17 protein-coding genes and 4 pseudogenes are annotated in these 19,956 nt (G+C 30.5%); 13 read left to right on the top strand and 8 right to left on the bottom strand.

Going from position 1 to position 19,956, the window contains the following annotated elements:
* Positions 1-107 precede the first annotated feature (107 nt).
* Entirely contained in the window at positions 108-1,001 is an 894-nt protein-coding gene (gldA, locus tag QNK89_RS03835; protein WP_340169645.1) for a gliding motility-associated ABC transporter ATP-binding subunit GldA, read from the bottom strand.
* 260 nt (positions 1,002-1,261) lie between these two features.
* On the opposite strand from gldA, the pseudogene QNK89_RS03840 reads away from it, so the two are divergent.
* From QNK89_RS03840 to QNK89_RS03855, 4 genes and pseudogenes are all read left to right on the top strand, one after another.
* Positions 1,262-2,085, top strand: a pseudogene (locus tag QNK89_RS03840) (prephenate dehydratase).
* A complete protein-coding gene (locus QNK89_RS03845; protein ID WP_340169660.1) occupies positions 2,082-3,224 on the top strand; it encodes an aminotransferase class I/II-fold pyridoxal phosphate-dependent enzyme in 1,143 nt (380 codons plus the stop codon). Before QNK89_RS03840 ends, QNK89_RS03845 begins: the two are co-directional and overlap by 4 nt.
* Positions 3,221-4,075: pseudogene (locus QNK89_RS03850) on the top strand (prephenate dehydrogenase). Before QNK89_RS03845 ends, QNK89_RS03850 begins: the two are co-directional and overlap by 4 nt.
* Positions 4,076-4,135: 60 nt before the next feature.
* Positions 4,136-5,236, top strand: coding sequence for a bifunctional 3-deoxy-7-phosphoheptulonate synthase/chorismate mutase type II (locus QNK89_RS03855; RefSeq protein ID WP_340169646.1), 1,101 nt, complete (start codon positions 4,136-4,138; stop codon positions 5,234-5,236).
* Between the two features lie 65 nt (positions 5,237-5,301).
* On the opposite strand, the gene QNK89_RS03860 is transcribed toward QNK89_RS03855, so the two are convergent.
* Positions 5,302-5,697, bottom strand: coding sequence for a hypothetical protein (locus tag QNK89_RS03860; protein WP_340169647.1), 396 nt, complete (start codon positions 5,695-5,697; stop codon positions 5,302-5,304).
* Between the two features lie 323 nt (positions 5,698-6,020).
* Between QNK89_RS03860 and rsgA the strand changes: the two genes are divergently transcribed.
* From rsgA to rlmN, 7 genes and pseudogenes are all read left to right on the top strand, one after another.
* Positions 6,021-6,974: a ribosome small subunit-dependent GTPase A gene (gene rsgA, locus QNK89_RS03865; RefSeq protein ID WP_340169648.1), complete on the top strand. Its 954-nt coding sequence runs from the start codon at positions 6,021-6,023 to the stop codon at positions 6,972-6,974.
* Between the two features lie 38 nt (positions 6,975-7,012).
* The gene (gene dtd / locus QNK89_RS03870) at positions 7,013-7,465 is read left to right on the top strand and encodes a D-aminoacyl-tRNA deacylase (protein WP_340169649.1); all 453 of its coding nucleotides are present in this window, start codon (positions 7,013-7,015) and stop codon (positions 7,463-7,465) included.
* A gap of 67 nt (positions 7,466-7,532) precedes the next feature.
* Complete coding sequence (locus QNK89_RS03875; RefSeq protein WP_340169650.1) at positions 7,533-8,240, top strand: DUF3858 domain-containing protein; 708 nt, start codon at positions 7,533-7,535, stop codon at positions 8,238-8,240.
* A gap of 17 nt (positions 8,241-8,257) precedes the next feature.
* Positions 8,258-8,584: a nucleotide pyrophosphohydrolase gene (locus tag QNK89_RS03880; protein ID WP_340169651.1), complete on the top strand. Its 327-nt coding sequence runs from the start codon at positions 8,258-8,260 to the stop codon at positions 8,582-8,584.
* 38 nt (positions 8,585-8,622) lie between these two features.
* Positions 8,623-9,852: a 3-phosphoshikimate 1-carboxyvinyltransferase gene (locus tag QNK89_RS03885; protein WP_340169652.1), complete on the top strand. Its 1,230-nt coding sequence runs from the start codon at positions 8,623-8,625 to the stop codon at positions 9,850-9,852.
* Positions 9,853-9,934: 82 nt separating this feature from the next.
* Positions 9,935-10,984: a tRNA preQ1(34) S-adenosylmethionine ribosyltransferase-isomerase QueA gene (queA, locus tag QNK89_RS03890; RefSeq protein WP_340169661.1), complete on the top strand. Its 1,050-nt coding sequence runs from the start codon at positions 9,935-9,937 to the stop codon at positions 10,982-10,984.
* Positions 10,985-11,129: 145 nt separating this feature from the next.
* Positions 11,130-12,112: pseudogene (gene rlmN / locus QNK89_RS03895) on the top strand (23S rRNA (adenine(2503)-C(2))-methyltransferase RlmN).
* Between the two features lie 28 nt (positions 12,113-12,140).
* Here the strand turns inward: rlmN and QNK89_RS03900 are convergent.
* The 3 genes from QNK89_RS03900 to gldB form a co-directional block, all read right to left on the bottom strand.
* Complete coding sequence (locus tag QNK89_RS03900) at positions 12,141-13,241, bottom strand: choice-of-anchor J domain-containing protein (RefSeq protein ID WP_340169653.1); 1,101 nt, start codon at positions 13,239-13,241, stop codon at positions 12,141-12,143.
* A gap of 138 nt (positions 13,242-13,379) precedes the next feature.
* On the bottom strand, positions 13,380-13,712 hold the full coding sequence (gene gldC / locus QNK89_RS03905) for a gliding motility protein GldC (protein ID WP_340169654.1): 333 nt from the start codon (positions 13,710-13,712) through the stop codon (positions 13,380-13,382).
* A complete protein-coding gene (gene gldB / locus QNK89_RS03910; RefSeq protein WP_340169655.1) occupies positions 13,712-14,725 on the bottom strand; it encodes a gliding motility lipoprotein GldB in 1,014 nt (337 codons plus the stop codon). Before gldB ends, gldC begins: the two co-directional genes overlap by 1 nt.
* 33 nt (positions 14,726-14,758) lie before the next feature.
* On the opposite strand from gldB, the gene nadE reads away from it, so the two are divergent.
* Together nadE and QNK89_RS03920 are read left to right on the top strand one after the other, a co-directional pair.
* Positions 14,759-15,547 carry an NAD(+) synthase gene (nadE, locus tag QNK89_RS03915; protein ID WP_340169656.1) on the top strand — a complete coding sequence of 263 codons (789 nt, stop codon included), beginning with the start codon at positions 14,759-14,761 and terminating at the stop codon, positions 15,545-15,547.
* 124 nt (positions 15,548-15,671) lie between these two features.
* Positions 15,672-16,298, top strand: a complete 627-nt coding sequence (locus QNK89_RS03920; protein ID WP_340169657.1) for a response regulator transcription factor — start codon at positions 15,672-15,674, stop codon at positions 16,296-16,298.
* Here the strand turns inward: QNK89_RS03920 and dnaG are convergent.
* The 3 genes and pseudogenes from dnaG to QNK89_RS03935 form a co-directional block, all read right to left on the bottom strand.
* Positions 16,293-18,251 carry a DNA primase gene (gene dnaG, locus QNK89_RS03925; protein WP_340169658.1) on the bottom strand — a complete coding sequence of 653 codons (1,959 nt, stop codon included), beginning with the start codon at positions 18,249-18,251 and terminating at the stop codon, positions 16,293-16,295. The genes QNK89_RS03920 and dnaG overlap by 6 nt on opposite strands.
* Before the next feature lie 392 nt (positions 18,252-18,643).
* Positions 18,644-19,621, bottom strand: a complete 978-nt coding sequence (locus QNK89_RS03930; RefSeq protein WP_340169659.1) for a polyprenyl synthetase family protein — start codon at positions 19,619-19,621, stop codon at positions 18,644-18,646.
* A gap of 77 nt (positions 19,622-19,698) precedes the next feature.
* Positions 19,699-19,956, bottom strand: a pseudogene (locus QNK89_RS03935) (23S rRNA (adenine(2503)-C(2))-methyltransferase RlmN); the annotation flags it as partial.

A 19,956-nucleotide genomic window follows, 5' to 3' on the forward strand; every position in this document is an offset into this window, starting at 1 on the left:
ATTAAAAGACTCATTAATAACCACCATTATTAAAAATTGAATGGTAATAACAAATAATAATTTAAGTAATAGTCTCAATAATTTGTTTATTAAATTGAGTAGTGTTTTTAAGCAGTTAAGTCTCTAAACATACTCTCCAAACTTGCATTTTTTTGGTTAAGCTGAAGAATTTTTAATTCGTTATCATGAGCAAAATCAAAAACATGAGAACGCATATCGTCTTTTGTAGAAAAGGTGATTTCATAAATAAAATCATGTGTATTTTTTACACTTTTTACATTAGGTAATTTTAATAAAAAGGGTTCTTCAATTCTATAGTCAAATTCAACAATAACAACTTGTTCTTGTCCTTCTCGAAGCTCCTTTAGTTTTTTATTAGCAACAATTTCTCCTTTATTAATAATTATTACACGATCGCACATGGCTTCTACCTCTTGCATTATGTGTGTAGAAAGAAAAATAGTTTTTTCTTTACCTATAGATTTAATTAAATCTCTAATAGCTACTAATTGGTTTGGGTCTAAGCCAGTTGTAGGTTCGTCTAAAATTAAAACATCTGGATCATGAAGTAGTGCATTTGCTAAACCTATTCGCTGTTTATAACCTTTTGATAGCTCACTTATTTTTTTGTGAGCCTCTGGAGCAAGACCAGTAAGCTCTATAACGTCTTCAATTCTATTTTTATTAATATTGTAAACATCAGCATTAAAAGCTAAATATTCCCGAACATATTGCTCTAGATATAGTGGGTTGTGCTCTGGTAAGTAACCTACACTTTGCTGTACTTGTTTAGCATTTTTAGAAATATCGTACCCATTAACTAATGCTGTACCTTCTGTTGGATTTATAAAAGTGGTTAATATTTTCATCATTGTAGATTTTCCAGCACCATTAGGACCCAGAAAACCAACAATCTCTGGTTTTTTAATTTCAAAAGACACATTGTTAAGTGCTTTTTGATCACCATAAACCTTAGTTATATTTTCAACTTTTATAGACATCTTATATACTTTTTTCAAAAATAAACATTCTGTAATTTAAACAACGCATTGTTAGTAAATCTTTAAATCTTCATTTAAAACCTTAAAATTCATGCTTTAGTATTTTTATTTGTCATTTAATTATTTACTTTAACATCATAATTACAATGAAAATAATTTAAAACACATATTACAGCTGGTACTATTTCTTTTTTTGTAAAAAGAACGAGACTGTGTATATGTAATTTAAATAAACATATATTTTAAAAAATTAATATTTTATTAAAACTGTAGACATTCAAGGTGTAAAAGGATCTTTTCATCACATTGTATCTCAAGAATACTTTGGTGAATATATTGCTGTAAACCAGTGTATGTCTTTTGATGATACTGTAGCGGTTTTACTATCAGGAAAAGCAGAGGTAGCAATTATGGCTCTAGAGAACTCTATTGCAGGTTCTATAATACCAAATTATGCATTGATTGATACTAATAATTTACATATAATAGGCGAGCATTATTTAGATATACAACATAATTTAATGGCTTTACCCAATCAAAATATAGAGGATATAAAAAAAGTATATTCACATCCAATGGCGTTGTTACAGTGTAAAGCTTTTTTTAAAAATCACCTACATATTAAACTGGTTGAAGATAAGGCTACAGCAGAGGTAGCTAAGCGAATACATGAAAGTAAAATAAAAGGAGTTGCAGCATAACAAGTAGTCTTGCAGCATCGATTTTTAAACTTGATATTTTAGCAGAAAGCATTCAAACTATTAAACATAATGAAACTCGTTTTGCAATAGTGAGTCAAAATAATTCTAAAATTCCAAAAGCAGAAATTAATAAAGCCTCAATAAAATTTGAACTCGATCATAAACGTGGAAGCTTAGCAACAATTCTAAATGTAATGAGTGATTGCAAGATAAATTTAACTAAAATACAGTCGCTTCCTAAAATTGAAACGCCTTGGTTATATGCCTTTTTTGTTGATGTAACTTTTAATAGTTACAATGATTTTGAAAAAGCAAAAAACATAATAAAGATTATGGCTACACACTTTAAAGTACTGGGAGAATATAAAAACGGTAAATTATAATGGAAGTAGCTAATAGATTACATAGTGTTGAAGAGTACTACTTTTCTAAGAAATTAAAAGAAGTGAATACTCTTAAATCTCAAGGTAAGCCAATTATTAACCTAGGAATTGGAAGCCCAGACTTGCAACCTCCAAGCAATGTTATTAAAGCGATTTCAGAAAGCTTTAAAGATGCAAATGCACATACATACCAAAGCTATCAAGGTTTACCAGAATTAAGAAGTACTATTGCTGGTTTTTATAAAATACATTTTAATGTAGACGTAAATGCTAATACAGAAGTGTTGCCACTTATAGGAAGCAAAGAGGGTATTATGCATATTTCTATGGCTTTTTTAAACAAAGGAGATGCCGTTTTAATACCAAATTTAAGCTACCCAACCTATACTGCTGTTACTAAATTGTTAGAAGCAAAACCTATATTTTATACTTTAGATGAGGCACATAATTGGTGTCCTAATATAGAAGAACTTGAAAAACAAGATTTAAATAAAGTAAAGATTATGTGGCTTAATTATCCGCATATGCCAACAGGAGTAAGGGCAACAAAAGCCATATTTAAAAAACTAATTGTTTTTGCTAAAAAGCATAATATTTTATTGGTGAACGATAATCCTTATAGTTTTATATTAAATAGCGAACCCTTAAGTATTTTAAGTGTAGATGGCTCAAAAGAAATGTGTTTAGAGTTAAACTCTTTAAGTAAAACATTTAATATGGCAGGCTGGAGAGTAGGTATGTTGTTGGGTAATAACCAATTGCTTAATGCTGTTTTAAAAGTAAAAAGCAATATGGATTCTGGTATGTTTTATGGCATACAAAAAGGAGCCATAGAAGCTTTGCAAACACCAAAATATTGGCTCGAAAATTTAAATTTAATTTATCAAGAAAGAAGAGAGTTAGTTTGGGAATTGGCAGCAAAATTAAATTGCACCTACGATGAAAATACCAGCGGATTGTTTGTATGGGCAAAATTACCTTCAAACTTAACTTCAGAGGCTTTTATAGATAAGCTTTTAAATGAGCATAGTGTTTTTATAGCTCCAGGAACTATATTTGGCAGTCAAGGTGAAGGTTATGTTCGGTTTTCGTTGTGTGCAAAAACCGAAGAAATTAAAGAAGCAATTACAAGAGTATGATAAATAATATATACATAATTGGTGTTGGGTTAATAGGTGGAGGTTTGGCTTTAGATATAAAGAAAAAAAGACCAGAAGCTACTATTTATGGTATAGATATTAGCGCACAACATCTTGCAGAAGCTCTTGAGTTAAATGTAATTAATGCAAAAGCAACTATAGAAGATTTAAACAAAGCAGATTTGGTAATACTATCTATTCCAGTAGATTCTGCTGTAGAATTATTGCCAAAAGTGTTAGATAATGTTTCAGATTTTGGTTTGGTTGTTGATGTTGGTTCTACCAAATTCGACATTTGTAAAGTAGTAGAAAACCATCCAAAAAGAAGAAATTTTTTAGCAATGCATCCTATAGCAGGAACAGAGTTTTCTGGACCAAAAGCAGCTACTTTAGATTTATTTCAATACAAAACAAATATTGTTTGTGAAGTAGAAAAAACAGCATTTAAACTTCAAGAAAAAGCCTTGAATCTGTTCACAGAAATTGGAATGAGAATGCGCTATATGAATCCTGAGGCACATGACAAACACATTGCTTACATGTCGCATTTATCGCGCATTAGCGCATTTATGCTTGGTAAAACAGTAATAGAGAAAGAGAAAAATGAACGCGATATTTTCGATATGGCAGGCTAAGGTTTTGAAAGTACTGTAAGATTGGCAAAAAGTTCACCAGCGATGTGGACACCAATTTTTAAGCAGAATAAAGACAACGTAATTGAGACTTTAGAAGATTATATTACAAATCTTACTAAGTTTAAGGATATGATGCAAAACAATGATTTTGAGGGTGTTTTTAATGAAATGAAAGACACAAATTATATAAAACAGATATTAAACGGAATAAAGTAACACTAGATTATAGAAAATAGAGACTGCTCTTGATTCTTTTTTCTTAAAAAAAATAAGATTATGGAAAATAAAAAAGAAATGAGAAACTGGTTGGATGCTATGAATTTAGAACATCCATTAGTTATAGCTGGACCTTGTAGTGCAGAAACAGAAGCCCAAGTTTTAAAAATTGCTCACGAGCTTAAAAATACAGATGTAAGTTATTTTAGAGCAGGAATTTGGAAACCAAGAACACGACCAGGAATGTTTGAAGGCGTTGGTGCTTTAGGTTTAAACTGGCTTAAAAAGGTAAAAGAGGAAACAGGAATGAAAACCTGTACAGAGGTCGCTAATGCAGCACATGTAAAATTAGCGATTGAAAATGATGTCGATTTACTTTGGATTGGCGCACGCTCAACCGTAAGTCCGTTTATCATGCAAGAATTGGCAGATGCTTTAGCAGGAACAGATAAAATTGTTTTAGTTAAAAATCCAGTAAACCCAGATTTAGCCTTGTGGTTAGGTGGTATAGAAAGACTTTATACTGCTGGAATTAAAAATTTAGGCGCAATTCACAGAGGGTTTTCAACGTACGAAAAAACCAAATATAGAAACATTCCAGAATGGCAAATTGCTATCGAGTTTCAAAACAGTTTTCCAGATTTACCATTAATTAACGATCCATCGCATATTACTGGAAAACGAGATATGGTTTTCGATGTCTCTCAAACCGCTTTAGATCTTAATTTTGATGGTTTAATGATTGAAACTCACACAGATCCAGAAAATGCATGGAGTGATGCTGCTCAACAAGTAACACCTACTGCTTTAATTAAAATGATGCAGGATTTAAAAATTAGAAAAGTTACAGATCCAGAAGCAGCATATAATAGTGAGTTAACTAATTTAAGAGCTCAAATAGATGTTGTCGATAATCAACTTATAGATTTATTAGGCAAGCGTATGCAAGTAGCCGATGGTATTGGGAAACTTAAAAAACAGAAAAACGTTGCCGTTTTACAAAGTAAACGTTGGAATGAAATTTTAGGTAAAATGGTGCTAAAAGGCGATGAAAAAGGCTTGAGCGAAGAGTTTATTTTAAGACTCTTTAAAGCAGTGCATCAAGAGTCTATTAATCATCAAGAGAAGGTAATTAAATGTAATGGAGAAGTGATTGTCTAAGTCAATAGATTATTAATAAAAAAAGCTGAAAAATAATATATTATTTTTCAGCTTTTTTTTTGCGATTATTTAGTGTAACCTAATCTTCTTGAAGCTTTTCTCATTAGTATATTAACTAAATCTTCAGGACTGCTTCCTATACTTCCTTTTACTTTTTTATGGTAATTCCAAAGTAATTCTGCGTCAGAAGCATTATGAATACTCATATTCACTATTGCTGAATTAGTAGATCCAAAAAAGCCAAAAACTAGACCTAATGCAATAGGCGCACCATCAGACATTGGTTTGTTTGTTTCATAATCACCTGAAATAATAGCATCTACACCTAATAGTTTAGCTAAATCTTCTGGTAGTTGATCTTCTATATTTTCATAAGTAATACCTTCTTTTTTTAATAAAGCATTAGTTCTTTTGGGATCTTGAACATCAACTTTCATTTTTCCACGTTTTTTACGTTTCAAAAACTATGAGTGCATTCCAGATTGTAATCCTTCACTTTCAGCTTTTTCAAGCTTTTCTAAATCACCTTCTTTTAAAGCCTTCATTTGTTTTGGTCTCAGTTTTACTTGGGTTTTAAAAGTTACTATTGCTATGGTTTTATGATCTTTCGTAAGTTCATCAAACTTTTCATGTTCATAAAGATTTGTTTGAGCATCAATAGTTCAAAAAGATAGTAATAGTGTGATAAATAATAATAGTTTTTTCATTTAGTGAGTTTTAAATTAAGAGACTAATATAATAATTCTAATAAATTAAAATCGTTAATTTGCATAATAATTTTTTAATGACAGGATTAGTATATAAATCTACAGGAAGTTGGTACACAGTTAAAAACGAACTTGGCACCACTTACGAATGCAGAATAAAAGGTAAATTTCGTTTACAAGGCATTAAAAGTACCAATCCTATTGCTGTAGGCGATTATGTAGATTTCGATTTAGATACTAAGAGTGATAAGGAAACAGGTGTAATAAACAAGATTCACGATCGCGAGAATTATATTGTAAGAAAATCGGTTAACCTCTCTAAGCAAACACATATTATTGCCTCGAATATAGACCAAGTTTTTTTATTAATTACCATAGATAATCCGCCTACTTTTACAAGTTTTATAGATCGTTTTTTAGTAACTGCACAAGCTTATTCTATAAAAACAGTATTAGTTTTTAATAAAATAGACACTTATAATAAGGAGACTATTTTAGAGGTTAAATACCTAGAGCATATATATAGAAATATTGGCTATGAATGCGTTAGTGTTTCGGCTAAAACAGGAGAGAATATAGATAAAATTAAAGCCTTAATGGAAGGTAAAGTAAGTGTGTTTACTGGTCACTCTGGTGTTGGTAAATCTACTTTAGTAAACACAATAGAACCAAGTTTAGATTTAAAAACAAAAACAATATCTACACAACACTCTCAAGGACAGCACACAACTACGTTTGCAGAAATGTTCGATTTAAGTTTTAATGCAAAAATTATAGACACACCAGGAATTAAAGGTTTTGGAGTTGTATATATGGAAAATGAAGAGATAAGCGATTATTTTCCTGAGTTTTTTAAATTAAGTCAAGATTGTAAATTTAATAACTGTTTACATATAGAAGAACCTAAATGTGCAGTAAAAGAAGCATTAGAAAGCGATAAAATAGCTGCTTCTCGTTACAAAAGTTATGTTCAAATAATTGAAGGAGACGACCAACACTACAGAACAGACATTTGGGATAAAGACCAGTAATAATTTACAAATAGAGTTCCGTATACAGATAAATTACCATGAGAATAGTTATTCAAAGAGTTTCTAATGCCAGTGTAACTGTAGAAAGCAAAACTGTAGCTTCAATAGAGCATGGGCTTTTAATTTTATTAGGTATTGTAAACCAAGATACAGAAGAAGACATTATTTGGTTAACAAATAAAGTAGTCAATCTGCGTATTTTTGAAGATGCTAATGGCTTAATGAATACCTCTTTATTAGATACAAATGGTGAAGTTATTGTAGTAAGTCAATTTACACTTCATGCAAGTACAAAAAAAGGAAACAGACCAAGTTATATTAAAGCAGCAAAACCAGAAGTAGCCATACCATTATATAAAGCATTTAATAGCACACTTGAATCTGTATTAAATAAACCAATTCAAACTGGCGTTTTTGGAGCAGATATGAATGTACAATTATTAAATTCTGGACCAGTTACAATTGTAATAGACTCTAAAAATAGAGAATAAGAATTTTCCTATAAATTTATTTTTCAAAACACTATAAATACTTATATTTCCATATTAAACTTATCTAATGTTTCAAAAATTTAATCTAAACTTATTTGTCTTTATTTTTACTATTATTGGTAATTCTCAATCTAGTAAGACAAATAACTTAACACTAAGTGCTGAGCTTAAAGATAATGCAAATGCGGTAATAAGACATAAATCTTTAGAAAGTGAAATTAAAGATTATAATAAAATGGTTGTTACAGAGCATTATGCTAAAATTAAAAAAGAAAGTATTGTTACAGAATTAGAAAGAGAAAAAGGAGACATTGTAATAGAGAATTTAGATATAAAAAATAAAACCAACTTAAGTAAACCTATTCTCTTGTCTTACGATTTTAAACTTGATAATGCAGTAGAAGAAATAGGAGGTAAGTTATACTTCTCGCCATTATTATTTTTTGGAAATAACACCAATGCTTTTATTCAAGACACACTTGTTTATCCAATAGATTTAATATATCCTAGAAATACAAAATATAGAATTAATATTAATTTACCAGAAGGTTACGAGATAGAAACCACTCCTGAAAACTCTAAATTTGTGCTTAACACAAAAGAAGGCGAGTTCTCTTATGTAATAACACCAAATGGTAAAATGATACAGTTAGTTGTTAATCTAGATTTAAATAACACTTTAATTTTACCAAAAGGATATCCAGAATTTAAAAAATTCATGCAATTATCTTCAGATAAGAAAGCAGAAAAAATAGTGCTTAAGAAAATTCAGTAATAGTAAATAAGTTAAAAATGGACATAAAAAACGCACAACAAGAAGTCGATAATTGGATAAAAAACCATGGTGTTCGTTATTTTAACGAACTTACAAATATGGCGCAACTTACAGAAGAAGTTGGCGAAGTTGCCAGAATTATTGCAAGACGTTATGGAGAACAAAGCGAAAAAGAGAGCGATAAAAACAAAGACTTAGGAGAAGAATTAGCAGATGTTATGTTTGTTGTTTTATGCTTAGCAAACCAAACAGGAATAGATTTACAAAGTGCTTTCGATAAAAAATTAGATATCAAAACCAAGCGCGATCACGACAGGCACCATAATAACGATAAGCTAAAATAAATTTTCTTTCTTGCTAATGCAAGACTCTATTAAAGGATATGAATTTAAAACTCTCAAAATCTTCAATTAAAGCACAATCTTCAATCAGTATTACTGGCTCTAAGAGTGAGTCTAATAGATTATTATTGCTTCAAGTACTCTATCCAACAATAAAGATTAAAAACATCTCTAACAGCGACGATTCTAAATTAATGACTGCTGCTTTGGCTTCTAAAGACCAAGAAATAGATATACATCATGCAGGAACAGCAATGCGTTTCTTAACTGCCTATTTTTCAACTCAAGAAGGAAGAGAAACGATTCTTACAGGCTCTAAACGCATGAAGGAAAGACCAATTAAAATTTTGGTTGAAGCCTTAAATCAGTTAGGAGCAGATATTGTATATAAAGAAAAAGAAGGTTTTCCACCGCTTTTAATAAAAGGGAAAACCTTAACAAAATCTAAAGTTTCCTTAAATACGAATGTAAGTAGTCAATACATATCAGCATTATTATTAATAGCATCTAAACTAGAAAACGGATTAGAACTTACATTAAAAGGCAAAATAACCTCTGTGCCTTATATTAAGATGACTTTAGATTTGCTAAAACGCATAGATGTAGACTCTACATTTATAGAAAACACAATAACGGTTAAAGCAAAAAAACTAGAAATAAAAAAGACTCATTTAACTGTAGAGTCAGATTGGTCATCAGTATCCTATTTTTATAGCATAGTCGCACTTTCTAAAATAGGTACAACCATACAATTGTCTTCTTATACAAAGTCTAGTTTACAAGGAGATTCTATATTAACAGAGTTATATAAGAGTTTTGGTGTTTCAACACGTTTTCAAGAACATTCAATTATTCTTGAGAAAACAAATACTGTAAACCCAGAAATTAGTATAGATTTCGATTTATCTAAAGCTCCAGATATTGCGCAAACAATTTCTGTTACAGTATTTGCTTTAGGTCTAGAGTCTAATTTAACAGGATTACACACACTTAAAATTAAAGAAACCGATAGATTAGTAGCTTTAAAAACAGAAATCGAAAAATTAGGAGGACAAGTAAAAATTACAAATGAAAGTCTTCATCTTTCAGCTTCAAAAAAAATCAATGAAAACATTTTAATAGCAACTTATAAAGATCATAGAATGGCAATGGCTTTCGCGCCTTTAGCTTTAAAAGTAGCAATAGAAATTGAAGATTATATGGTGGTTTCTAAATCTTATCCTGCATTTTGGGAAGACCTAAATTCCTTAGGAATAGAAATTAATAAATAATAATCACTCATTTACTTGACAACGCCTATCTTGAGATTGTATATTTGCAACTTTCTAAACCTAAACTACGGCAAGCATGAAAATGAAACTATCACACTTTAACTTCGAATTACCCGAGGAGTTATTGGCAGAATATCCATCGGAGAGTAGAGACGAAGCTCGTTTAATGGTTTTAAACCGTAAGAAACAAACTATAGAACACAAGCAATTTAAAGATATTATAGATTATTTTGATGAAGACGATGTCATGATTCTAAATGATACAAAAGTTTTCCCAGCACGTCTTTTTGGTAACAAAGAGAAAACAGGAGCAAGAATTGAAGTGTTTTTATTGCGTGAGTTAAACGAAGAACAACGTCTTTGGGATGTTTTAGTAGATCCAGCTCGTAAAATAAGAATAGGAAATAAATTATACTTTGGTGATGATGAAAGTTTAGTAGCAGAGGTTATAGATAATACAACATCAAGAGGAAGAACATTACGTTTTCTTTACGATGGTTCTTATACAGAGTTTCGTAAGAAACTAACTTTGCTAGGTCAAACACCATTACCTAAATACATCAAAAGAGAAGTTGAGCCAGAAGACGAAGAACGTTACCAAACAATTTTTGCAGAAAATGAAGGTGCAGTAGCAGCTCCAACTGCAGGAATGCACTTTTCAAAGCACTTATTAAAGCGTTTAGAAATTAAAGGTGTAGATTTCGCCAAAGTAACATTACACGTAGGTTTAGGGACTTTTAACTCAGTTGAGGTAGAAGACTTATCTAAGCACAAAATGGATAGTGAAGAGGTTAAAATTGGACCAAAAACAGTAGAGCAAATAAATAAAGCATTAAAAAACAGACGTCGTATTTGTGCTGTGGGTACTACAGCAATGCGTGCAGTAGAAAGTTCTGTTTCTTCTAGCCAAACGTTAAACGAGATTGATGGTTGGACAAATAAATTTATTTTCCCTCCATACAAGTTTAGTATTGCTAATGTAATGATTACTAATTTCCATACGCCAAAATCAACATTAATGATGATGACTTCTGCATTCGCAGGACACGAATTTGTTAAGCGTGCTTATGCTGAAGCGGTAAAGGAAAAATATAAATTTTACAGTTATGGAGATGCAATGTTAATTATCTAATTTTAATACCACTGAAAACCTTTTCAGTAGTATAGAAAAAAGATTATTATAATATAATTTCTAAAGAAAACAAAAAGCCTTATCATTATGATGAGGCTTTTTTATAGATCAAAATTACTATTTAAAAATATTCTATTTTTGCATTATGCCAAATAAGAAAAAAGACATACGCGCTTTAACTAAAGAGCAACTCAGAGATTTCTTTGTAAAGGAAGGAGATAAAGCCTTTCGTGGAAACCAAGTTTACGAATGGTTGTGGAGTAAAGGAGCGCATACTTTTGAAGATATGACTAATATCTCTAAAGAAACGCGCCAAATGATGGAAGATAACTTTGTTATAAACCATATCGAAGTAGATACTATGCAGCGCACAGTAGTGATGGTACAGTAAAAAACGCTGTAAAATTACACGATGGCTTAATTGTAGAATCTGTACTTATACCAACCGAAACAAGAACAACAGCTTGTGTGTCTAGTCAAGTTGGCTGTAGTTTAGATTGTAAGTTTTGTGCAACATCACGATTAAAGCGTATGCGTAATCTTAATCCAGATGAGATTTACGATCAAGTTGTTGCTATAGATAGAGAAAGTAAATTATACTTTAATAGACCTCTAAGTAATATTGTATTTATGGGCATGGGAGAACCACTCATGAATTATAATAATGTTATTAAGGCAATAGATAAAATAACGTCTCCAGAAGGTTTAGGTATGTCGCCAAAGCGTATTGTAGTTTCAACATCTGGTGTGCCAAAGATTATTAAAAAAATGGCAGACGATGCTGTTAAGTTCAATCTTGCTGTATCACTACATTCTGCAATAGATGAGGTAAGAACTATAATTATGCCTTTTAATGAGACTTTTCCTCTTAAAGATTTAAAAGAGTCTTTAGAATATTGTTATAAAAAAACCGAACGTAAAATAACCTACGAATATGTAGTTTGGGATGGTATTAATGATAGCATGAAAGATATTCAAGCTTCAAATACAGCAATAGATAATTATATTCAAGAATTAGAACGTAATCGCATTGTTGTAAACGTGCGTAGAAGTAGAGGTAAAGATATTGATACCGCTTGTGGACAGCTAGAAATAAATCATAAAAAAAAGGCCTTACAGAGTATGTAAGGCCTTTTTTATAATTTAAAAAATAAGATTATTTTTTAATTATTTTAAGTGTTTGTTTTTTGTTTTCAGATGAAATACTAATCAAGTATACTCCACTATTAAGAGAACTAACATTAACAGAGTTGTTTAAGATTGAGTTAAACATTAGAACGCGTTGACCTAGTTGATTGTATACCTCAATAGAGTCTATGGTTTTTTCTGTTTTAATATGTAATTGATCTTTAACTGGATTAGGGAAAACTGAGAACGTTGAATTTTCAAATTCCGCTACACTTAAAGATGGATCCATTTCTGTAGTAAAACTCCAAATGTCAGAATTTACTGCATCTCCACCAGCATTTTTAGCTACAATTTGCCAATAATATAACGTATTGTATGTCATACCTGTAATATTAATAGATGTTGCTCCTAAATTTCCTAATAAATTAAGTGTAGTTGGTGAGTCTCCTAAATAAACATCATATGAAGTTGCAGGATCACCTGTAGCTGCAGCTGCCCAAGCAAATGCAACAGCATTAGTATTTGTGGCATCTATAACAACGTCTATTGCAGTGTCTAAAGGTGTAGGTGTTATTGCTGGATTTGGTGCAGTTGCATTTTGGTTTTCTAAATCAATGTTATCTAAAAACCAAGCGTCACCATCATTTTGCTCTAAAACAAAAGCAATATATACACTCATCCCTTCATAAGCAGATAAATCTACAGAGTATCCAGAGAATTGTAATGCAGTACCATTTGTAACACTAGGTTCTGCTTGTGTATCTACTGTTGTAAAACTAGTAATGTCTGTTTGAGAGGTAGTAGATATTCTTACAGTATAACTAGATCCATAATCTGGAGCAAAATAATCTGTTTGATCAAAAGTCAATAAAGACGTTGCTGTTGTAATAGGTGTTAATGGTGAAACAAGCCAATCTTCTGCTGTTGTTCCTAAACCTGCAGGTTCCCATTGGCAAAAAATATAACCTTGTGAATTATGTACCCAAGCATAAGTTTGTCCTTCTCCATTTAAACCACTAAATACAGCCCAAGTTGCTGGTATTTCTGTGTCAAAAGTTTCTGGCAATTGCGCATGGGAATTAAAAGTAAAACCAATACATAAAATAAATAAAAGAGTAATTTTTTTCATAATTTTAATATTTTAATTAATAATAAGTAAAAGTATTTTTTTTTTTAAAAAAACAAATTTTTTTACTGTAAACTTCTTGTTTTTAGAGTCTAGGAAGATATTTTTTGTTTTTAGAATAGATATTATAAACATATATATCTATTTATTCAATTCCAACTTCTCAGCACAATAATCGCAAAAATCTTTCATGGTTGCAGTCATTTTATCGTCTTGTGTTGCGCGATTAAAAGTATTACTCATAGCCACTAAAGTTTGATGAAAAAATACTTTCATTTCATCTACAGGCATATCTTTTGTCCATAAATCTATACGTAAAGATTCTTGTGCAGCACTATCCCAAACTGAAAGCATCATGGCTTTAGCTTCTGCATTTGTAAAACCTCCATCTTGGGCAGTCCAATTTAATTTTTCAGGTACTTTGTTTTCGTCTAACTCTACGTTTAAAGTGATTTTAGATTTTAAATTTGCCATTATTTTCTAGGTTTGTAATTAGCGTTGTTAAAAATTTCTTTCGCATCTTTAGTAAGCATTTGCTTAAAAGATATGGTGTTATTTTTCATATAATCATTTACAATCTGCCAGCCAATGTATTTGCCAATTTCTCCTGGAGACTTAAGGTCTATCTGTTCTAAATAAAATTTAGAAAAAGGAGCAGGATTTATAAAACGACTAGGTAGTTTTGTGTCTGTATTGTATAATAATTCTTTATCTACAAAATAGCGCCAAATATATTCTTCGTTGGCTTTTGCCCAATTTAATTCTGAATCTGTATAATTTAATTTTTCTGCATTTGTTTTAAAAGGAATCACTTTATCTTTAAAATATAACAGTTTGCCTTCGTATATTAAATCGTCTAAAAAAGTATTTCTTTGCTGTTCAAAAGTATAGTGTTTGGCATAATTATTTGCAAGGTCTACAACCATAAGATTAGGTTCTAAGTCTTCTGCAATATATGCTTGTATGCCTTCGTAAAAAAAATGATCTTTCCCTAAATAATTAGCTAATGGTAAAACAACTATAGTATCTGTAACAATTACTTTATTTCTATAGTCAACGTCTGATGCGACAGTAATTACTCTTGGTGTTTTAAATTCTGGGAAATAGTATTTTAAATGTTGAAATAACGATTCTAATTCTACAGTTTCTGTTTTTAAATCTTCGAATTTTTTAATTGATTCGTTTTGTAGTTGTTGTTGTATTGTGTCCTTTATTTTGTTTAACCAAAAAGAATCATCATAATTCTTTGCAAATAAAAATGGATATGCATTTTTAAGTTTAGGTAAGGAGCTTGTTGTTACTTCTGCAAAAGCTTTGTCAAAACGCTCTACAGTAAAATCAATATTAATTTTAGAAATTTCAGTTTCAATTTTATCTTCCTTTGTGCAAGATGATATTGCTAAAAAAGAGAGTAAAAGAAAATAAATAGGTTTCAAGACGCTTTTCATTTTTATTCCTAATGTGTTTGCTTTATTTTTGTTAGGCAAAGGTACTATTCTTTGTTTTAAATACTTCAAAAAATGCAAACAGAAAAAGTAGTAAATCATATTGTTAATTGGTTAAAAGACTATGCTACTAACGCAGGAGTTAATGGTTTTGTTTTAGGGATTTCTGGCGGAATAGATTCTGCAGTAACCTCAACTTTATGTGCAAAAACTGGTTTAGATGTTTTATGTATAGAAATGCCAATTCACCAAGCACCAAGCCATGTGTCTAGAGCACAAGAGCACATTAAAAAATTAAAATTACGTTTTCCAAATGTTAGTGAAACTTGTACAGATCTTACTCCAGTTTTTGAAGAGTTTAAAACCGAAGTCTCTTTACATGGAAAACAGGCTACTGTTGATATGGCTTTGGCAAATACTAGAGCTCGTTTAAGAATGACTACATTATACTACCATGCAGGATTGTTAGGCTTATTAGTAGCAGGAACTGGAAATAAAGTAGAAGATTTTGGTGTTGGCTTTTATACCAAATATGGTGATGGTGGTGTAGATTTAAGTCCTATTGCCGATTTATTAAAGAGTGAAGTTTATACTATTGGAACCTTTTTAGAAGTGCCAAATTCTATAATGAAAGCAGCACCTAGCGATGGACTTTTTGGAGATGCAAGAAGTGATGAAGACCAAATAGGAGCCTCCTATCCAGAATTAGAATGGGCTATGAAAGAAAGTGAAAAAGGGAGCACAGTTAACGATTTTATAGGAAGAGAAAAAGAAGTTTTTACTATTTTTAAGCGCTATAATAATGAAAATAGGCATAAAATGGTTACTATTCCTATTTGCGAAATACCTAATGATTTTAAGTAATATTTTTTTGTAAAATACTGTTGATCATTAATATAAAAGATAATTTTATATCTTTATCTTGATTATTAGTTTATTTATTTTCATTTTTTTGAGTGTAACAACCTAAATAAAAACAAATAAAATTATGGTCAAGTTACTAGTAGTCGATCCACATCCAATTATATGTAAAGGTTTAGAACTTTTATTTAGGACTTCTCAAAATATAAAAATAATAGGTAGTGTGTCTAGTGGTGATGCAATATTAGATTTTTTAAAGAGAAATCCTGTAGATGTAGTTTTAACAGAAATAGATTTACCAAATCTTAATGGTCTTACAGCAATAAGACACATAAATGCAGCTTTTCCGAAGGTTAAAATAATACTATATAGTGCGCAACCTGAAGAAGTGTATGCACTAAGTTCTATTAAAGCAGGTGCAAATGGGTTTGTGTCTAAATCAGAATCTCTTGATGCTTTAAAAGATGCTATTATTAAAGTTAATAATGGTGGCTTATATTTAAATAAAGTGCTTTTAGAGCAATTAAATAAACAAGCTAAAGGATTTAAAGGGAACACTTATTATAAAAAATTATCTACAAGAGAAGTAGAGGTTTTAAAATTATTAGCTTCAGGAAAGCGTAATATGGAAATTGCTTTAGAGCTCGATATTAATGAAAAAACAGTTAGTACCTATAGAGCACGTTTAATGAAAAAATTAAATGTAGATAATTTAATAGATTTGGTAGAACAATCTAAAAATATCCTACTATAAAACGCGATTTAGTTTTCTAGATAATAGCATTTTTAGTCCAGAATAATCTTTTACTTCTTCTAGAATACTTCTGTTAACTTCGTTTTTATTTTCTAAAGTTTTTTGTTGGAATCCTAATACTTTTTTATCGATTAAGTGGCAGCGTAAGCATAGAATAGTTTCACTTACTAATTGCGCAATACTTTCTGTTTTAGATTTAGGAAAAATATTTTTACTTTCCCAATCAGACAATTCGTAACGTTCATCTTCCATTAAAATATTAGTAATCTCGTTACCTACTTCTGCATCTACAGTATTTATTAAATGTTCCGAAGAGAATTCTGGATTCAGATTTAAAGTTTCTATTATTTTATAATATAGGTTTTTAAACTGCTCGTTAGAGAATTCCATTTCATCATCTTGCAAGTCTAAAAACACCTTTTCGAACACTTTTGTCTGGTGTATTTCAGGCTCTAAAATTAATATCCCTTTTTCATTTTCTTTTAAAACAAGGTCTTCAAAATCTTCAGTTTTATTTCCATAAAGTAATAATATTTCTATTATTTTTCTTTCTAAAACAAATTGTACATCAACCTTTTTTAGAGGCTGTTGGTGTTTAATAACCTCGAAAGCTTGCTGTGGCTTTTGTTGCTGTTTTGCTTGATCGTTTGCTTCTTTTTGGGTGAGTTGTGCAAGAGTACTAAATAAAACACCTTCACTTATGTCCATAATTCTAGAACATTCTTGTATGTAAACTTCACGTTTAATATGATCTGGAATTTTAGCAATACTATTAATAATATCTCTAATCGTTTCTGCCTTTTTTATTGGGTCGTTTTGAGACTCTTCATATAAAACAGATGCCTTAAATTGAATAAAGTCTTTAGAATGCTCTGTTAGATAATGCTTTAACTCATCGAGCGTATTTGTTTTTGCAAAACTATCAGGATCTTCACCTTCTGGAAAAGTACATACCTTAACGTTCATGCCTTGTTCTAAAATAAGATCAATACCACGTAAAGAGGCTCTTAATCCTGCAGCATCACCATCAAAAAGCACAGTAATGTTTTTTGTAAGCCTGTTTATTAATCTAATTTGATCACTGGTTAAAGCTGTTCCAGAAGAAGAAACAACGTTGGTAACACCAGTTTGATGAAACTGTATTACATCTGTATATCCTTCAACTAAAAAACAATTATCTTCTTTTGCAATACTCTGTTTTGCATGATAAATACCATACAACACTTTACTTTTATGATAAATATCGCTCTCTGGTGAGTTTAAGTATTTAGCAGCTTTTTTATCGTTAGTTAAAATACGTCCTCCAAAGCCTAAAACACGACCACTCATGCTTTGTATTGGAAACATTACTCGACCTTTAAATCTATCAAACTGCTTATCTCCTTTGTCTATTGTTAAACCAGTCTCTGCAAGAAATTCTAGTTTGTATCCTTTTTTAATGGCTTCATCTGTAAATCCACTCCAGGCGTCTGTACAATAGCCTAGGTCGAATATTTTAACGGTTTCATCTGTAAAACCACGTTCTTTAAAATAACTTAATCCTATAGCTTTGCCTTTGTCTGTTTTGTGTAATACGTGTTTAAAATAAGTATTAGCATACTCGCTTACTAGATATAAACTTTCTCGTCTGTCTTGTGCTTCTTTTTGTTCGTTAGATTGTTCTGTTTCTTCAATCTCGATATTGTATTTTTTAGCAAGATATTTTATAGCTTCAGGATACGTAAAATGCTCATGTTCCATTAAAAAGGCAACAACATTACCACCTTTACCACTAGAAAAATCTTTCCAAATTTGCTTTACAGGAGATACCATAAAACTAGGAGAGCGTTCCTCACTAAATGGGCTTAATCCCTTAAAGTTACTTCCTGCTTTTTTTAATTGTACAAAATCACCAATAACCTCCTCTAATCGAGCAGTTTCATATACTTGGTCTATGGATGATTTTGATATCAATTTTTTTGAAGTTTATCGCTTCTGCGAAATTACTTTGTAAATGTAATATAAATGAATTGTTTATAAAAGTATACTGTTTTTAAACTTACATTTCTTTAAAAACATGTATTCTTTAGTTTGATTTGCACTTTATTAAAAAGTTGAAGTGCTTTATTATACCTTTCTTTACTTAAACTAAATAATAAGTGTATTGGTAAATTGAATAATATAAAACACTATCTTACAATTAGTTAATTAGTAATTATGTAAATCAGGTTTTTCATAAATTGTGACCAACTCGTTATATATCAAATTTCACTACTCATATCTTGTAAATACGTCAGGATATAGTAACTTTTTTGTTACTGTTATCGCATAAAGATAATTTATTTATTATAAATTTAAAAGGCTTGTTATTTCTTCCTTTCAATCACATAATTTACCATTAATTCTAAAGAAGATTTATACTCAGAATCTGGGTATTTTTGAAGTATTTGTAAAGCTTCAGCTTGAAAAGCTTTCATTTTTGTTACCGCATACTCTAATCCACCATTATTTTTAACAAATGCAATAACTTCGTTTACACGTTTTTTGTCTTTATTATGGTTTTTTATAGAGTTAATCACCCATTTTTTGTCCTTTTTACTTACAGTATTTAAAACATAAATAAGAGGTAAGGTCATTTTTTGTTCTTTTATATCTATGCCTAAAGGTTTGCCTATGCTATTGGTTCCATAGTCGAACAAATCGTCTTTAATTTGAAAAGCCATTCCTATAAGTTCTCCAAACTTACGCATGGTTTCTACATCTTCAGATTCTGGTTTTACAGATGCAGCACCAAGACTGCAACATGCTGCAATCAAGGTTGCAGTTTTTTGTCTTATTATTTCGTAGTAAATAGTTTCTGTAATATCAAGTCTTCTGGCTTTTTCAATTTGAAGTAATTCGCCTTCGCTCATTTCTCTTACTGCAACCGAAATAATTTTTAGTAAATCGAAATCGTTATTGTCTATAGATAGTAATAGACCTTTGGATAATAAATAATCGCCAATAAGTACGGCTATTTTGTTTTTCCAAAGCGCATTAATGCTAAAGAAATCACGACGTTTATTACTATCGTCTACAACATCGTCATGTACCAAAGTGGCTGTATGAATAAGTTCTATAACAGATGCTCCTCTGTAAGTTCTGTCTTTCACCTCTCCATTAGACACCATTTTAGCTACAAGAAACACAAACATTGGTCGCATTTGTTTTCCTTTCCTACGCACTATATAATAAGTAATTCTGTTTAAAAGTGGAACCTTAGACAACATGGCATCCTTGAACTTTTTTTCAAAAAGTTCCATCTCAGTTAAAATGGGAAGTTTAATTTGTTCTACTAGATTCATTTACTACAAAAATACTAAATATAAATAAGAAGTCATTGATTTAAAAGAAGTTGAAAATCAGTGAAATTTGAGTTTTTTTAAGCTTTATTTGCCAATTGCCCACAAGCAGCATCAATATCTTTACCTCTACTTCTTCTTACGTTTACAGTAATGTCATGCATTTCTAAGTTAGAAATATAATTATTGATTGCTGCCGAACTTGCTTGTTGAAACTCGCCGTCATCAATAGGATTGTATTCTATTAAATTCACTTTACAAGGCACCGCTTTACAGAAATTGACTAAAGCTTTTATGTCTTCTTTTTGGTCGTTAATTCCTTTCCAAACAATGTATTC

The sequence above is a fragment of the Lacinutrix sp. genome, from assembly GCF_037625555.1.
GTDB lineage: Bacteria > Bacteroidota > Bacteroidia > Flavobacteriales > Flavobacteriaceae > Lacinutrix.

Bases quoted from the DNA above. Each gene is read 5' to 3' on its own strand.
- queA (WP_340169661.1), top strand. From the start codon at position 9,935: ATGAAACTATCACACTTTAACTTCGAATTACCCGAGGAGTTATTGGCA.
- gldC (WP_340169654.1), bottom strand. From the start codon at position 13,712: ATGGCAAATTTAAAATCTAAAATCACTTTAAACGTAGAGTTAGACGAA.
- QNK89_RS03920 (WP_340169657.1), top strand. From the start codon at position 15,672: ATGGTCAAGTTACTAGTAGTCGATCCACATCCAATTATATGTAAAGGT.
- dtd (WP_340169649.1), top strand. From the start codon at position 7,013: ATGAGAATAGTTATTCAAAGAGTTTCTAATGCCAGTGTAACTGTAGAA.
- QNK89_RS03885 (WP_340169652.1), top strand. From the start codon at position 8,623: ATGAATTTAAAACTCTCAAAATCTTCAATTAAAGCACAATCTTCAATC.
- QNK89_RS03900 (WP_340169653.1), bottom strand. From the start codon at position 13,241: ATGAAAAAAATTACTCTTTTATTTATTTTATGTATTGGTTTTACTTTT.
- QNK89_RS03880 (WP_340169651.1), top strand. From the start codon at position 8,258: ATGGACATAAAAAACGCACAACAAGAAGTCGATAATTGGATAAAAAAC.
- nadE (WP_340169656.1), top strand. From the start codon at position 14,759: ATGCAAACAGAAAAAGTAGTAAATCATATTGTTAATTGGTTAAAAGAC.
- rsgA (WP_340169648.1), top strand. From the start codon at position 6,021: ATGACAGGATTAGTATATAAATCTACAGGAAGTTGGTACACAGTTAAA.
- QNK89_RS03875 (WP_340169650.1), top strand. From the start codon at position 7,533: ATGTTTCAAAAATTTAATCTAAACTTATTTGTCTTTATTTTTACTATT.
- QNK89_RS03930 (WP_340169659.1), bottom strand. From the start codon at position 19,621: ATGAATCTAGTAGAACAAATTAAACTTCCCATTTTAACTGAGATGGAA.
- gldA (WP_340169645.1), bottom strand. From the start codon at position 1,001: ATGTCTATAAAAGTTGAAAATATAACTAAGGTTTATGGTGATCAAAAA.
- QNK89_RS03855 (WP_340169646.1), top strand. From the start codon at position 4,136: ATGGAAAATAAAAAAGAAATGAGAAACTGGTTGGATGCTATGAATTTA.